A 14368-nucleotide genomic window follows, 5' to 3' on the forward strand; every position below is an offset into this window, starting at 1 on the left:
GCTCGTACGACTCGTACGGCACACTTGGACAGACGCCCCACGCGCGACATATTGCGCGGTCGGGGCGGTGCCGTCACTGTGGTGACGAACATCCCTCGACCATCCATCGGCGGTTGCCCCACCCGAGTGGGACACTATGCATGGCGTCACATATTTAGCCGTTACCCGGTTGTTTCGAACGCTTGAACTCCGGGCATGAGCCGTAGGCGCTGCGGGCAAAGAAGCCCGCTCCGCCGTGGTCCGGTGTCCGGCGTTCCGTTCGCCTCCGATCACCTCTGGCCTACCTTCGCCGCCACGTACGGCGGCCACGCACGGCGTCCACATGTTGGAATCAGCTTTCCGCTTCCTGAGCAGCCGACCCATCATGTAACCTGCACGAAATTTTGCCCTGGGCCAACGTCGTCCCTCGGTTCATCGCAAATGCCACGACGACGACGGGAGAGCCGATGCGTTTCGACGCCTGGTCGCCCATGGATGGCCGCCCCGCTGCGCAGGGCATGTATGACCCCCGTAACGAGCACGACGCCTGTGGCGTCGGGTTCGTGGCCACCCTGACCGGTGTGCCCGGCCACGAGATGGTCGAGCAGGCGCTGACCGTACTGCGCAATCTCGAACACCGCGGCGCCACCGGCTCCGAGCCCGACTCCGGCGACGGCGCCGGAATCCTGCTCCAGATCCCGGACGCCTTCCTGCGTGAGGTGACCGACTTCGCGCTGCCCGAGGCCGGCTCGTACGCCGTCGGAATCGCCTTCCTGCCCGCCGAGAACCCGGACGAATTCGTCTCACAGATCGAGACGATCGCCGCCGAGGAAGGCATCGACGTCCTCGGCTGGCGCGACGTGCCGGTCGCCCCGCAGATGCTCGGTGCCATCGCGCGCGCCACGATGCCGGTCTTCCGCCAGCTGTTCGTCGCCGCCGGCCGCGGCGACGACGCCCGCACGGGCATCGACCTCGACCGCAAGGCGTTCGTCCTGCGCAAGCGCGCCGAGCGCGAGGCCGGGATCTACTTCCCCTCGCTCTCCGCCCGCACGATCGTCTACAAGGGCATGCTGACCACCGGCCAGCTGGAGCCCTTCTTCCCCGACCTCTCCGACCGCCGCTTCGCGACCGCGGTCGCCGTGGTCCACTCGCGCTTCTCCACCAACACCTTCCCGAGCTGGCCGCTCGCCCACCCGTACCGCTTCGTCGCGCACAACGGCGAGATCAACACGGTCAAGGGCAACCGCAACTGGATGAAGGCCCGCGAGTCCCTGCTCGCCTCCGACGTGTTCGGTGACGACCCCCGCACGCTGGAGAGCACCTTCCCGGTCTGCACCCCCGACGCCTCCGACTCGGCGTCCTTCGACGAGGTCCTGGAACTGCTCCACCTCGGCGGCCGGTCGCTGCCGCACTCCGTGCTGATGATGGTCCCCGAGGCGTGGGAGAACCACGACTCGATGGACCCCGCCCGGCGCGCCTTCTACCAGTACCACTCCACGATGATGGAGCCCTGGGACGGCCCCGCCTGCGTCACCTTCACCGACGGCGTCCAGGTCGGCGCGGTCCTCGACCGCAACGGACTGCGCCCCGGCCGCTACTGGGTCACCGACGACGGCCTCGTCGTCCTCTCCTCCGAGGTCGGCGTCCTCGACATCGACCCCGCGAAGGTCGTCCGCAAGGGCCGCCTCCAGCCCGGCCGGATGTTCCTCGTCGACACAGCCGAGCACCGCATCATCGAGGACGACGAGATCAAGGCGACCCTCGCCGCCGAGAAGCCCTACCAGGAGTGGCTGGAAGCCGGCGAGATCGAGCTGGAGGACCTCCCCGAGCGCGAGCACATCGTGCACACGCACGCCTCCGTCACCCGCCGCCAGCAGACCTTCGGCTACACCGAGGAGGAGCTGCGGATCATCCTCGCCCCGATGGCCCGCACCGGCGGCGAACCGCTCGGCTCCATGGGCACCGACAGCCCGATCGCCGCGCTCTCCGCCCGCCCCCGGCTGCTGTTCGACTACTTCACCCAGCTGTTCGCGCAGGTCACGAACCCGCCGCTGGACGCCATCCGCGAGGAGCTCGTCACCTCGCTGCGCTCCACCCTCGGCCCCCAGGGCAACATCCTGAAGCCGACCGCCGCGGCCTGCCGCAGCGTCACGCTGCCCTTCCCGGTGATCGACAACGACGAGCTGGCCAAGCTCATACACGTCAACGCCGACGGCGACATGCCGGGCATGACCGCCGCCACGCTCTCCGGCCTCTACCGGGTCAGCGGCGGAGGCGAGGCCCTGGCCGCCCGTATCGAGGAGATCCGCGCCGAGGCCGACGCCGCCATCGAGAGCGGCGCGCGCATCATCGTGCTCTCCGACCGGCACTCCGACGCCGAGCACGCGCCCATCCCGTCGCTGCTGCTCACCGCCGCCGTGCACCACCACCTCATCCGCACCAAGCAGCGCACCCAGGTGGGGCTGCTGGTCGAGGCCGGCGACGTACGCGAGGTGCACCACGTCGCGCTGCTCATCGGCTACGGCGCCGCCGCCGTCAACCCGTACCTCGCGATGGAGTCCGTCGAGGACCTCGTCCGCGCGGGCACGTTCATCGAGGGCCTGGAGCCCGAGCAGGCCATCCGCAACCTGATCTACGCGCTCGGCAAGGGCGTCCTGAAGGTCATGTCCAAGATGGGCATCTCCACCGTCGCCTCCTACCGGGGCGCGCAGGTCTTCGAGGCCGTCGGTCTCGACGAGGCCTTCGTGGAGACGTACTTCAGCGGTACGGCGACCAAGATCGGCGGCGCCGGTCTCGACATCGTCGCCCAGGAGGTCGCCGCCCGCCACGCCAAGGGCTACCCGGCCTCCGGCATCTCCGCGTCGCACCGCGCGCTGGACATCGGCGGCGAGTACCAGTGGCGCCGCGAGGGCGAACCGCACCTCTTCGACCCGGACACCGTCTTCCGCCTCCAGCACGCCACGCGCAACCGCCGCTACGACATCTTCAAGCAGTACACGGAGCGGGTGAACGAGCAGTCCGAGCGCCTCATGACGCTGCGCGGACTCTTCAACTTCGACTCCGGCCGCGAGCCGGTCGCCCTGGACGAGGTCGAGCCCGCCTCCGAGATCGTCAAGCGCTTCTCCACCGGCGCCATGTCGTACGGCTCCATCTCCAAGGAGGCGCACGAGACCCTCGCCATCGCGATGAACCAGCTCGGCGGCAAGTCCAACACCGGCGAGGGCGGCGAGGACGCCGACCGGCTCCACGACCCGAAGCGCCGCTCGTCCATCAAGCAGGTCGCCTCCGGCCGCTTCGGCGTCACCAGCGAATACCTCGTCAACGCCGACGACATCCAGATCAAGATGGCCCAGGGCGCCAAGCCCGGCGAGGGCGGCCAGCTGCCCGGCCACAAGGTCTACCCGTGGGTCGCCAAGACCCGGCACTCCACACCCGGCGTCGGCCTCATCTCGCCGCCCCCGCACCACGACATCTACTCCATCGAAGACCTCGCCCAGCTGATCCACGACCTCAAGAACGCCAACCCGGCCGCCCGCATCCACGTGAAGCTGGTCTCCGAGGTCGGCGTCGGCACGGTCGCCGCCGGTGTCTCCAAGGCACACGCCGACGTCGTCCTGATCTCCGGACACGACGGCGGTACGGGCGCCTCCCCGCTCACCTCGCTCAAGCACGCGGGCGGCCCCTGGGAGCTGGGCCTCGCCGAGACCCAGCAGACCCTGCTGCTCAACGGGCTGCGCGACCGCATCGTCGTGCAGACCGACGGCCAGCTCAAGACCGGCCGCGACGTCGTCGTCGCCGCGCTGCTGGGCGCCGAGGAGTTCGGCTTCGCCACCGCGCCGCTCGTCGTCTCCGGCTGCGTCATGATGCGCGTCTGCCACCTCGACACCTGTCCGGTGGGCATCGCCACCCAGAACCCGGTGCTGCGCGAGCGCTTCACCGGCAAGGCCGAGTACGTCGTCAACTTCTTCGAGTTCATCGCCGAGGAGGTCCGCGAGATCCTGGCCGAGCTGGGCTTCCGTACGCTCGAAGAGGCCGTCGGCCACGCCGAGTTCCTGGACACCGAGCGGGCCGTGAACCACTGGAAGGCGCAGGGCCTGGACCTCAAGCCCCTCTTCCACGTACCGATCCTGGGGGCCGGCGCCGTACGGCACCGGACCGTCGAGCAGGACCACGGCCTGGCCAAGGCGCTCGACAACCAGCTGATCAAGCTCGCCGCCGACGCGCTCGGTGCCGAGAGCGCCGAGAGTGCCCAGCCGGTCCGCGCGCAGATCGCGATCCGCAACATCAACCGCACCGTCGGCACGATGCTCGGCCACGAGGTGACCAAGAAGTTCGGTGGCGCGGGCCTGCCCGACGACACCATCGACATCACCTTCACCGGCTCGGCGGGCCAGTCCTTCGGCGCCTTCCTGCCCAGCGGCGTCACGCTGCGCCTGGAGGGCGACGCCAACGACTACGTCGGCAAGGGCCTCTCCGGCGGCCGGGTCGTCGTCCGCCCCGACCGGGGCGCCGACCATCTCGCCGAGTACTCGACCATCGCGGGCAACACCATCGCGTACGGCGCGACCGGCGGCGAACTGTTCCTGCGCGGCCGCACCGGCGAGCGCTTCTGCGTCCGTAACTCCGGTGCCACGGTGGTCTCCGAGGGCGTCGGCGACCACGGCTGCGAGTACATGACCGGCGGCCACGCCGTCGTACTCGGCGAGACGGGACGCAACTTCGCGGCCGGCATGTCCGGCGGCGTCGCGTACGTCATCGACCTCGACCCGGACAACGTCAACGCCGGCAACCTCGGCGCCGTCGAGACCGACCTCTCCGCGACCGACAAGGAGTGGCTGCACGATGTCGTGCGCCGCCACCACGAGGAGACCGGCTCCACCGTCGCCGAGAAGCTGCTGACCGACTGGGACACCTCCGTGGCCCGCTTCAGCAAGATCATCCCTTCCACCTACAAGGCAGTGCTCGCCGCCAAGGACGCCGCTGAGCTGGCCGGTCTCTCCGAGCAGGAGACCACCGAGAAGATGATGGAGGCGGCGACCAATGGCTGACCCCAAGGGCTTCCTGACCACCGGGCGCGAGACGGCCAAGACCCGCCCCGTGGAGGAGCGCAAGAAGGACTGGAACGAGGTCTACGTTCCGGGCTCGCTGCTCCCGATCATCAGCAAGCAGGCCGGGCGCTGCATGGATTGCGGCATCCCCTTCTGCCACCAGGGGTGTCCGCTCGGCAATCTCATCCCCGAGTGGAACGACTACGCGTACCGCGAGGACTGGACGGCGGCGAGCGAGCGCCTGCACGCCACCAACAACTTCCCGGAGTTCACCGGCCGGCTCTGCCCCGCGCCGTGCGAGTCCGCGTGCGTACTGGCCATCAACCAGCCCGCCGTCACGATCAAGAACGTCGAGGTCGCCATCATCGACAAGGCGTGGGACAAGGGCGACGTCGTCCCGCGCCCCCCGGAGCGGCTGTCCGGCAAGACGGTCGCCGTCATCGGCTCGGGCCCGGCCGGCCTGGCCGCGGCCCAGCAGCTCACCCGGGCCGGCCACACGGTCGCCGTGTACGAGCGCGCCGACCGCATCGGCGGCCTGCTGCGCTACGGCATCCCCGAGTTCAAGATGGAGAAGTCCCACATCAACCGCCGTATCGAGCAGATGCGCGCGGAGGGCACCAAGTTCCGTACGGAGACGGAGATCGGCCGCGACATCGACGCGGCGAAGCTCCGCAGGCGCTACGACGCCGTGGTCATCGCGGCAGGCGCCACCGTCTCCCGCGACCTGCCCGTGCCCGGCCGTGAGCTCAAGGGCATCCACTTCGCCATGGAGTACCTGCCGCTCGCCAACAAGGTGCGCGAGGGCGACCTGACGGTCTCCCCGATCAGCGCCGAGGGCAAGCACGTCGTGGTCATCGGCGGCGGCGACACCGGCGCGGACTGCGTCGGTACGGCGCACCGCCAGGGCGCCGCGTCCGTCACCCAGCTGGAGATCATGCCCCGGCCGGGCGATGACCGGGCCCCGAACCAGCCCTGGCCGACCTTCCCGATGCTCTACAAGGTCTCCTCCGCGCACGAGGAGGGCGGCGAGCGGATCTACTCCGTCTCCACCACCCACTTCGAGGGCGACGAGGACGGCAACGTCCAGTCGCTGCACCTCACCGAGGTCGAGTTCGCCGACGGCCGTCCGGTGCCGAAGCCGGGCAGCGAGCGGACCATCCCCGCCCAGCTGGTCACCCTCGCGATGGGCTTCACCGGAACCGACCAGGAGAACGGCCTGGTCGACCAGTTCGGCCTCGAACTGGACGCGCGCGGCAACATCGCACGGGACGCCGACTACGCGACCAACGTCGACGGCGTGTACGTTGCCGGTGACGCGGGTCGCGGTCAGTCCCTGATCGTGTGGGCCATCGCCGAAGGCCGTTCGGCGGCGCGCGGCGTCGACAGCTATCTGACCGGAGCGAGCGATCTGCACGCCCCGATCCGCCCGACGGACCGCTCACTCACGGTCTGACGGAGCAGAGAACGTCCCGTACAACGGCGTACGGGCGGTGACGGCCCGGGGGACGTCCCCTGGACCCTCCGCAAGACACGGCGCCCGCCAGTCCCCGACCGGACGACGGCGGGCGCCGTGGCATGTGCTTCTGATGCTGTGTAACCTCGACGGACCCCCCGCGCCCGTGACGGCCCGGTCGGCCTCGTCGAGTGAACGGCAGCACTCATGACCACAGCGCCCCTCGCGGGAGGCCCCGCGATCAGTCTCCGCAAGGTCGAGGAGACCGCGCCCGCGCTCGTCGAGCACTACCGGGCGGCGGGCGTGTCACTGCGCAAGCACGGGATGAGCGGTCAGCGCGCCGCCGTTTATCTGGTCCTGGACTACTCGGGATCGATGCGCGAGTACTACCAGGACGGCAGCGTCCAGGCCTTCGCCGACCGGGTGCTCGGCCTCTCGGCGAATCTGGACGACGACGGTGTCGTGCCCGTCGTGTTCTTCTCCACGGACATCGACGCCGAGACGGACATCGCGCTCGCCGACCACCGCGGCCGTATCGACCGGATCGTGGCCGGGCTCGGGCACATGGGCAAGACCAGCTACCACCTCGCCATGGACGCGGTGATCGACCACTATCTGGACAGCGGGTCCACCGCGCCCGCCCTGGTGGTCTTCCAGACCGACGGCGGACCCATCAACAAACTCGCCGCCGAGCGCTATCTCTGCAAAGCGGCCGAACTGCCACTGTTCTGGCAGTTCGTCGGCTTCGGGAACAAGCGCAGCTCGCAGTTCAACTTCCTCTCGAAACTTGACGAGTTGGCCGTCCCACAGAAGCGGTCCGTCGACAACGTGGGCTTCTTCCACGCCGGTCCCGACCCGCGCGAGGTGCCGGACGACGTCCTGTACGACCGGCTCGTCGCGGAATTCCCGCAGTGGCTCGGCGCGGCCCGCGCGCGGGGCATCGTCCGCGGCTGACCGGCCACGACACCGCCCGGACGGTGTTCGATCGGCCCCGGGCGTGTCGGGCCCACGTCGGCCCCGAGGGCGTGCTAGGCTGACTGCGTTGCAGTTTTGGTACCCATGAACTTTATGTGCGCCTGACGGGAATGTTCCTCAGGCGCATTTTATTGTTTTCGCCGGCTTCTCCGGATGGGGCTCAATGCGGCGACGAGGAATCCGTGAAGTGCGGATTCGTCTCTGCACCTGTTTTAGGAGAATGACATGGCTACTGGAACCGTGAAGTGGTTCAACTCGGAAAAGGGCTTCGGCTTCATCGAGCAGGACGGCGGCGGCGCCGACGTCTTCGCCCACTACTCGAACATCGCCACCCAGGGCTTCCGTGAGCTCCAGGAGGGCCAGAAGGTCTCGTTCGACGTCACGCAGGGCCAGAAGGGCCCGCAGGCGGAGAACATCGTCCCGGCCTAATTTCCGGACGCGTACCTCGCAGCCGGGGCCCGCACCTGCACGGTGCGGGTCCCGGCTTGTGCTGTCCACAGGCCCAGGAAGGTTCTTTAACCGAATGACTCGCTCCGAACGCCCGGCCCGCGCACCCCGCCCGGCCGGCAAGCGCCCGGTCAACTCCCGCGCCAAGAGCCCCGCGAAAGGCACGGCAAAGACGCCGGTCCGCCGCGCCGCGCGCCCGCAGGAGTTCACGCTGCCGGAAACCATCACCCCCGCGCTGCCCGCCGTCGAGGCGTTCGACGAGCTCGACATGCCCGCGGCCCTGCTCAAGACCCTCACCTCACTGGGTGTGACCGAGCCCTTCCCGATCCAGGGCGCCACCCTCCCGAACTCCCTCGCGGGCCGCGACATCCTCGGCCGGGGCCGTACCGGATCCGGTAAGACCCTCGCCTTCGGACTCGCGCTGCTGGCCCGGCTCGCCGGCCGCCGCGCCGAGCCGCGCGCGCCGTACGCGATGGTGCTGGTGCCGACGCGCGAGCTGGCGCAGCAGGTCACCGACGCCCTCACCCCGTACGCCACCGCCGTGAACCTGCGCATGGCGACCGTCGTCGGCGGTCTGTCGATCAGCAAGCAGGCCGGACAGCTGCGCCGCGGCGCCGAAGTGCTCGTGGCGACGCCGGGCCGGCTCAAGGACCTCATCGAGCGCGGCGACTGCCGGCTGGACCAGGTCACCATCACCGTCCTCGACGAGGCCGACCAGATGGCCGACATGGGCTTCATGCCGCAGGTCACCGCGCTGCTGAAGCAGGTGCGGCCGGACGGGCAGCGGATGCTGTTCTCCGCGACGCTGGACAAGAACATCGACCGGCTCGTACGGCAGTACCTGACCGACCCCGTCGTCCACTCCGTCGACCCCTCCCAGGGCGCGGTCACGACGATGGAGCACCACCTTCTGTACGTCATGGACGAGACCGACAAGAAGGCCGTCACGATGCGCATCGCGGCCCGTGAGGGCCGGGTGCTGCTGTTCCTGGACACCAAGCGGGCGGTGGACCGGCTGGTCAAGCGGCTGCTGGCGAGCGGTGTACGAGCCTCCGGCCTGCACGGCGGCCGGTCGCAGCCGCAGCGCAACCGGACGCTCGACCAGTTCAAGACCGGGCTGGTGACCGTGCTCGTCGCGACGAACGTCGCGGCGCGCGGCATCCACGTCGACGACCTCGACCTGGTCGTCAACGTCGACCCGCCCGTCGACCACAAGGACTATCTGCACCGGGGCGGGCGCACCGCGCGCGCCGGCGAGTCCGGCAGCGTCGTGACACTCGTCCTGCCCGAGCAGAAGCGGGACATGACGCGGCTGATGTCCGACGCGGGTATCGCCCCCCGGATCACCAGCGTGAAGTCGACCGACGAGGAACTGGCACGGCTGACCGGCGCCCGTGAGCCCTCCGGGGTCGCGATCACCATCGAGGTGCCGCAGGTCGCCGTACAGAAGCCGCAGAAGGCGCGCGCGTCGCGTCCGGCGCGGCGGAGCAACGGCGCCGGTTCGGGCGGCAGCGGCGGCGGGGCCCGACTGGGCGCGGCCGGTGCCGGTGCCGGTGGCTCCGGGCGAGGCAGCCGCGGCGGTCGTCGTGGCCGGCCGCCGGAGCGTGGCGCCGAGGGTGGCCGCCGCACCGCGGCGTAGTCGACGCCTATCTGTTCATCGAGGGCCGGACGGGCTGACAGCCTGTCCGGCCCTCGACGACAAACCGACGACAACGGGCGGATGTCGTGCCCGTACCGGCCGGTTAACTTCCCGAAAACTCCACCGACTTGGCATTGACGTGCTCACGTCTACGCGCGTCATCATGTGGGCATGCGAATCCCCCCACGAATCGCCCTCATCGGCGGCGCCGCCGCCCTCCTGTCCACCCTCCTCGTCGGCGGCACGGTCGCGACCACGGCCACCGCCGCCCCGCTCGCGGTCGGCGACATCTGCTACTCCGACCTGCCGTCCCAGGCGCACGACACCCTCGACCTGATCGACGCGGGCGGGCCCTACCCGTACCCGCAGGACGGCGGGGTCTTCCAGAACCGCGAGGGCATCCTGCCGCAGCAGTCCACCGGCTACTACCACGAGTACACCGTCAAGACGCCCGGCTCTCCCGACCGCGGCGCGCGCCGCATCGTGACCGGCAACACCCAGCAGGACTACTACACCGCCGACCACTACGAGTCCTTCGACCTGGTCGACCACGGCTGCTGATCCCGCCCCACCGCCGGTACGACGACAGACAGGTAGCCTCCGCCCCATGACTGTGACGTATGTGATCCCCGGGGCGGAGGTCACCGGCCTGGAGCGTTTCTGGGAGGTGATCGGCGAGGCCGTGAACGGGCCGGACGGCTACTTCGGCCGTAACCTCGACGCGTTCGCCGACTGCCTCGGCGGCGGCTACGGGACCCCCGACGACCGGGACTTCGTCATCGAGTGGCGCGACCACGACCTCTCGCGCCGCGCGCTGGGCCACGAGGAGACGGCGCGGCAGCTCCGGCTCCGGCTGGCGCGCGTACCGGAGGCCAACAGGGCCTGGGTGCAAGGGCAGTTGACCGAGGCCGAAGCCGGCCGTGGCAGTACGGTCTTCGACTGGCTCACGGAGATCATCGAGGACCGCGCGCCGGGCGTACTGCGACTGCTCTGACGCGGCCGGGGCTTCACCGCCGGGGTCTCACCGCCAGGGCTTCACCGGCCGCGCGGCAGCAGCCCCGCCAGCCTGCGCCGGACCGCGGCGTCCGGCAGCCTGCGCACCGCGTCGGCCGCCGCCTCCCGCGCGCGGCCGGTCACCGACCCGTCGGCGAGCAGGCGCGCCAAGGCGTCCACCGCCCGCGGATCCCGGCGCGCCGCGAGACCCCGCGCCGCCTCGGCCGCCGTGACCGCCACCGGGTCCCTCAGCCGCGCCGCGAGTGCCTCGCGGATCGCGGGCGTGTCGGCGTCGGCCCCCGCCAGGGCCGTCGTCGCCCGCTCCCGCACCGCGTTGTCGAGGTCCGCGCTCAGCGCCGTCAGCGCCCCGACCCCCGCCTCGTGACCGCCCGGCACCAGAGCGGCCAGCGCGACGGCCACCCGGCGGCGTATCCCCACGTCCGGATGCCCGGCGTGCCGCAGGATCTCCGGCAGGGCGGCCGGCTCGCCCTGCTCCCCGAGCGCGGTGACGCACGCGCCGATCAGCTCCGGCGTGTCCGCGCCCGCGCACAACTCCCTTAGCGGCGGCACCGCGCGGGCCGCGAACGGCCTGCTCCCGTCCGCCGCGCCCAGCCGCGCGAGTACGTCGGCGGCGAAGGCGCGACGCGGCGCGTCGTCGCTCGCGCACCAGGCGAGCGCCGCCTGGAACGACTCCTCGTCGCCCCGCCGCCACAGCGCGGCCACCGGCTCCCGCCAGCCGTCCCGGTCCGGCACCGCGCACCGCAGCGCCCGCGCCGCCAGTTCCTCGAACGGCGTCCGGACGCCCAGGGACTCCTCCAGCAGCGTGGCGATCGCCCCGTGCCCGGTCTGCCGCTCCAGGCTCGCGACCGGCACACCGTCCTTCAGCGTCTCGACGACGACCGTCACCCCGCCGTCCTCCTCGGTCCGGCGCACGACCGTCTCGTCCCCCTCACCGGCCATCGGCAGCAGTTCGGCGTGCAGTTCGTGCTCCACCGCCTCCGGCGCGGTCCACCGCCGCGCCTCGGCCAGCGCTTCCTCGCGCGCGCCCGCGCCGTGCCGCAGCAGGGCCCGCACGGTCGACGGCGAGCCGCGCCGGGCGGCCGTCACCAGAGGCGGCTCGCCGTCCGGGGCGCCGCCGCCGGGGCCGGGCAGGTCGGGGTCCGCACCGTGCGCCAGCAGCGCCTCCACCGTGTCCGTGTGGCCCTGCCCGACGGCCCAGGCCAGCGCCGTGAAGCCGTACGCCTCGCGCCGGTCGGCCTGCGCGCCCGCCGCCAGCAGGGCCAGCACCACCTCCGTATGACCCCCGCACGCGGCCCCGCACAGCGGGAGGTCACCGCCGTCGGGTCCGCTCACGCGCTCGGGGTCGGCGCCCGCCGCCAGCAGCAGCCGGACCGCGCCGGGCCCGTCGCTCACCGCGGCGGCGTAGAGGGCGCTCTGGCCGTCCTGATCGGTCGCCTCGGCGGGGACGCCGGAGCGGAGCAGCGCGACGACAGCGTCGTCCCGGCCCTCGTACACGGCCGAGAACAGCTCGTCCCGCGCGCGGTCGGAGCCCGCTGTCCGCTCATTCGTCATACTTCGACCTTCGCTCGGGAAGGTCATTCACGCCAAATCGACAAATCGATGACCGTCTGTCACATGCGGTGAAGTCCCCTTCGGGGAGGGGCAGTTCAGGTGTCGCAGTCGAGCACGGTGTGACAGAGCTGGCACCGTGCGCGGACCCGGCCCCTGACCGGTACGCGGATGCGCTGATGGCAGGTGGGGCAGGGGAACGACACCCGCAGTCCGTCGGGAAGCGTCTCGAAGGCGTACGCGCGCCCCGCGTCCCCGGACCCGGACCCGAAACCCGACCCCGACCCGGACTCGCCGGGGTGGTCGAGCGCGTAACGCCGGTCCTTGGCGTACCGGTGCCGCCCCGACCAGCCCGCCGTGGTCAGCGGCGGCTGCTGCTCGTCCCGTACGGCCTGGGCCTTGCCCTTCGTGTACGCGGTGTAGCCCTGCGGGCTGGTGAACCAGATGCCCGGGTCCTCGTTGAACACGATGGCGCGCTTGGCCAGCACGTAGCCGAACTCCTCCGGCGTCAGATAGCCGAGCTTCTGGCTGGAGTCCCGGTCCTCCCGGAACGCGTCGAGCAGCAGCCAGCCCGCGCCCAGATAGGTCGTCACGGTGTCGGTCAGGATCTCGTTGTCGCGGGTGCCGGGGAAGCTCAGCCCGAGCCGGTGCAGCAGGACATGGGTGATCTCGTGCGCGAGGGCGGCGCCGATGTCCCTGCGGTGCGTCCGGAAGCGGTCGTTGAGTTCGATGAAGTACTCCGGCCCCGCCGTCAGCTCGACGCTCGCCGCGTGCTCCATCTCGCGGAAGCTGACGATCATCCGGGCGTCCGGCAGATGCAGCTGCTGGACCAGCGCGCGGGCCACCCGCTGCACCCCGAGATGGAGGTCGTCGGCGTCCGCGAAGGCGACGTCGGCGGGCGCGACGCTGGTGTCGTACTGCCGGACGCCGTCGTCCGACAACCGGCGGTAGAGCGCCGTGATGGCGGCCCGCGCGGTGTCGAGATGCGGATAGCCGTGTACGACCGGGCTGCCGTTCGCGCCTCTGTCCGTCACGCCACTACCCCTTCGTAGGACGGTCGACCGTCCTCAACTGTACGGCGGCGGGCTCCGGACGGGCGGGCCGGCGGGGGCGGCGGCAGGCCACTTCGCGGACCGCTCGGCGGACGCCGTGCGCCGGTTGCCGGACACCGGGCGAGGCCCGACCGTTCGGTTGGCTGAAACTTACATCTTGTGCCACGGCTGATTTCTTCCCCATAATCCGGATCACGCTGTGGCGAGCGGACGCGGGCGGTCTTCGTTTTCTCGGTCGTCGGTCGGCTTCGCCATGCGTACGGCACCCCCACGTGCTGAGCGTCATTCGTACACAGCTTCACGCACGACAGCCCCACGCAAGACAACGAAATGCACTGTTTCCCCCCACGAAAGGCAGTCAGTTGAGCTTCCTGCGTGCCCTCAAGAGATGTGCTGTCGTCGGCGCGGTCGTCCTCGCCGGTGTCAGCCTGCAGCCCACCACCGCGTCGGCCGCCCCCACCCCGGCCCCGCCGGTCGTCGGCGGCACCCCCGCCGAGCAGGGTGAGTTCCCCTTCATGGTCCGCCTCTCCATGGGTTGCGGCGGCGCGCTCTACGAGCAGGACATCGTCCTGACCGCCGCCCACTGCGTCGACGGCTCCGGCCCCGACACCAGCATCACCGCCACGGCGGGCGTCGTGGACCTCCAGAGCCCGGACGCCGTCGAGGTCAACTCGACGGAGATCCTCCAGGCTCCCGGCTACAACGGCACCGGCAAGGACTGGGCGCTGATCAAGCTCGCCGAGCCGATCGACCTGCCCACGCTCGACATAGCCACGGACGACTCGTTCAACAGCGGCGAGTTCACCGTCGCCGGCTGGGGTGCGGCCACCGAGGGCGGTGCCCAGGAGCGGTACATGCTCAAGGCCAACGTCCCGTTCGTCTCCGACGCGGACTGCGAGGGCGCGTACGGCAGCAGCCTCGTCCCGTCCGAGGAGATCTGCGCCGGCTTTATCGACGAGGGCGGGGTCGACACCTGCCAGGGCGACTCCGGCGGCCCGATGTTCCGTGACAACGGCGCGGGCGGCTGGATCCAGGTCGGCATCGTCAGCTGGGGCCAGGGCTGCGCGCAGCCCGGCTTCCCGGGCGTCTACACCGAGGTGTCCACCTTCGCCGCCGACATCCAGTCGGCAGCGGCGGGTCTCTGACGAAGAGTCCACCGACGCGCGCTGAGCGTGCGTGAGGGGGGTGGGTTCCGGACCGACAGGTCCGGAAC

The 14368-nt window shown here is 70.9% G+C and carries 10 protein-coding genes; 8 read left to right on the forward strand and 2 right to left on the reverse strand.

All coding sequences use genetic code 11. The features are described from left to right. The first annotated feature begins 446 nt into the window (after positions 1-446). From gltB to ACFT9I_RS27695, 7 genes are all read left to right on the forward strand, one after another. Entirely contained in the window at positions 447-5027 is a 4581-nt protein-coding gene (gene gltB / locus ACFT9I_RS27665) for a glutamate synthase large subunit (protein WP_382568583.1), read from the forward strand. Further along, entirely contained in the window at positions 5020-6480 is a 1461-nt protein-coding gene (locus ACFT9I_RS27670) for a glutamate synthase subunit beta (RefSeq protein WP_382568585.1), read from the forward strand. The genes gltB and ACFT9I_RS27670 overlap by 8 nt, the downstream gene beginning before the upstream one ends. A 207-nt stretch (positions 6481-6687) precedes the next feature. Beyond that, positions 6688-7434, forward strand: a complete 747-nt coding sequence (locus ACFT9I_RS27675) for a VWA domain-containing protein (protein ID WP_382568587.1) — start codon at positions 6688-6690, stop codon at positions 7432-7434. Between the two features lie 246 nt (positions 7435-7680). Next, entirely contained in the window at positions 7681-7884 is a 204-nt protein-coding gene (locus tag ACFT9I_RS27680) for a cold-shock protein (RefSeq protein ID WP_015607926.1), read from the forward strand. A gap of 94 nt (positions 7885-7978) precedes the next feature. Further along, a complete protein-coding gene (locus ACFT9I_RS27685; RefSeq protein ID WP_382568589.1) occupies positions 7979-9541 on the forward strand; it encodes a DEAD/DEAH box helicase in 1563 nt (520 codons plus the stop codon). 171 nt (positions 9542-9712) lie between these two features. After that, positions 9713-10102 carry a ribonuclease domain-containing protein gene (locus ACFT9I_RS27690; protein WP_382568591.1) on the forward strand — a complete coding sequence of 130 codons (390 nt, stop codon included), beginning with the start codon at positions 9713-9715 and terminating at the stop codon, positions 10100-10102. A gap of 46 nt (positions 10103-10148) precedes the next feature. Beyond that, a complete protein-coding gene (locus ACFT9I_RS27695) occupies positions 10149-10535 on the forward strand; it encodes a barstar family protein (protein ID WP_382568593.1) in 387 nt (128 codons plus the stop codon). Between the two features lie 41 nt (positions 10536-10576). On the opposite strand, the gene ACFT9I_RS27700 is transcribed toward ACFT9I_RS27695, so the two are convergent. Further along, the gene (locus ACFT9I_RS27700; protein ID WP_382568595.1) at positions 10577-12106 is read right to left on the reverse strand and encodes an ankyrin repeat domain-containing protein; all 1530 of its coding nucleotides are present in this window, start codon (positions 12104-12106) and stop codon (positions 10577-10579) included. Between the two features lie 95 nt (positions 12107-12201). Further along, the gene (locus tag ACFT9I_RS27705; RefSeq protein ID WP_382568598.1) at positions 12202-13137 is read right to left on the reverse strand and encodes a hypothetical protein; all 936 of its coding nucleotides are present in this window, start codon (positions 13135-13137) and stop codon (positions 12202-12204) included. A gap of 380 nt (positions 13138-13517) precedes the next feature. On the opposite strand from ACFT9I_RS27705, the gene ACFT9I_RS27710 reads away from it, so the two are divergent. Beyond that, positions 13518-14300: a S1 family peptidase gene (locus ACFT9I_RS27710; protein WP_382568600.1), complete on the forward strand. Its 783-nt coding sequence runs from the start codon at positions 13518-13520 to the stop codon at positions 14298-14300. Positions 14301-14368: the final 68 nt, after the last annotated feature.

Source organism: Streptomyces sp. NPDC057137 (assembly GCF_042670825.1).
In the GTDB taxonomy this organism is placed as follows: Bacteria; Actinomycetota; Actinomycetes; order Streptomycetales; family Streptomycetaceae; genus Streptomyces.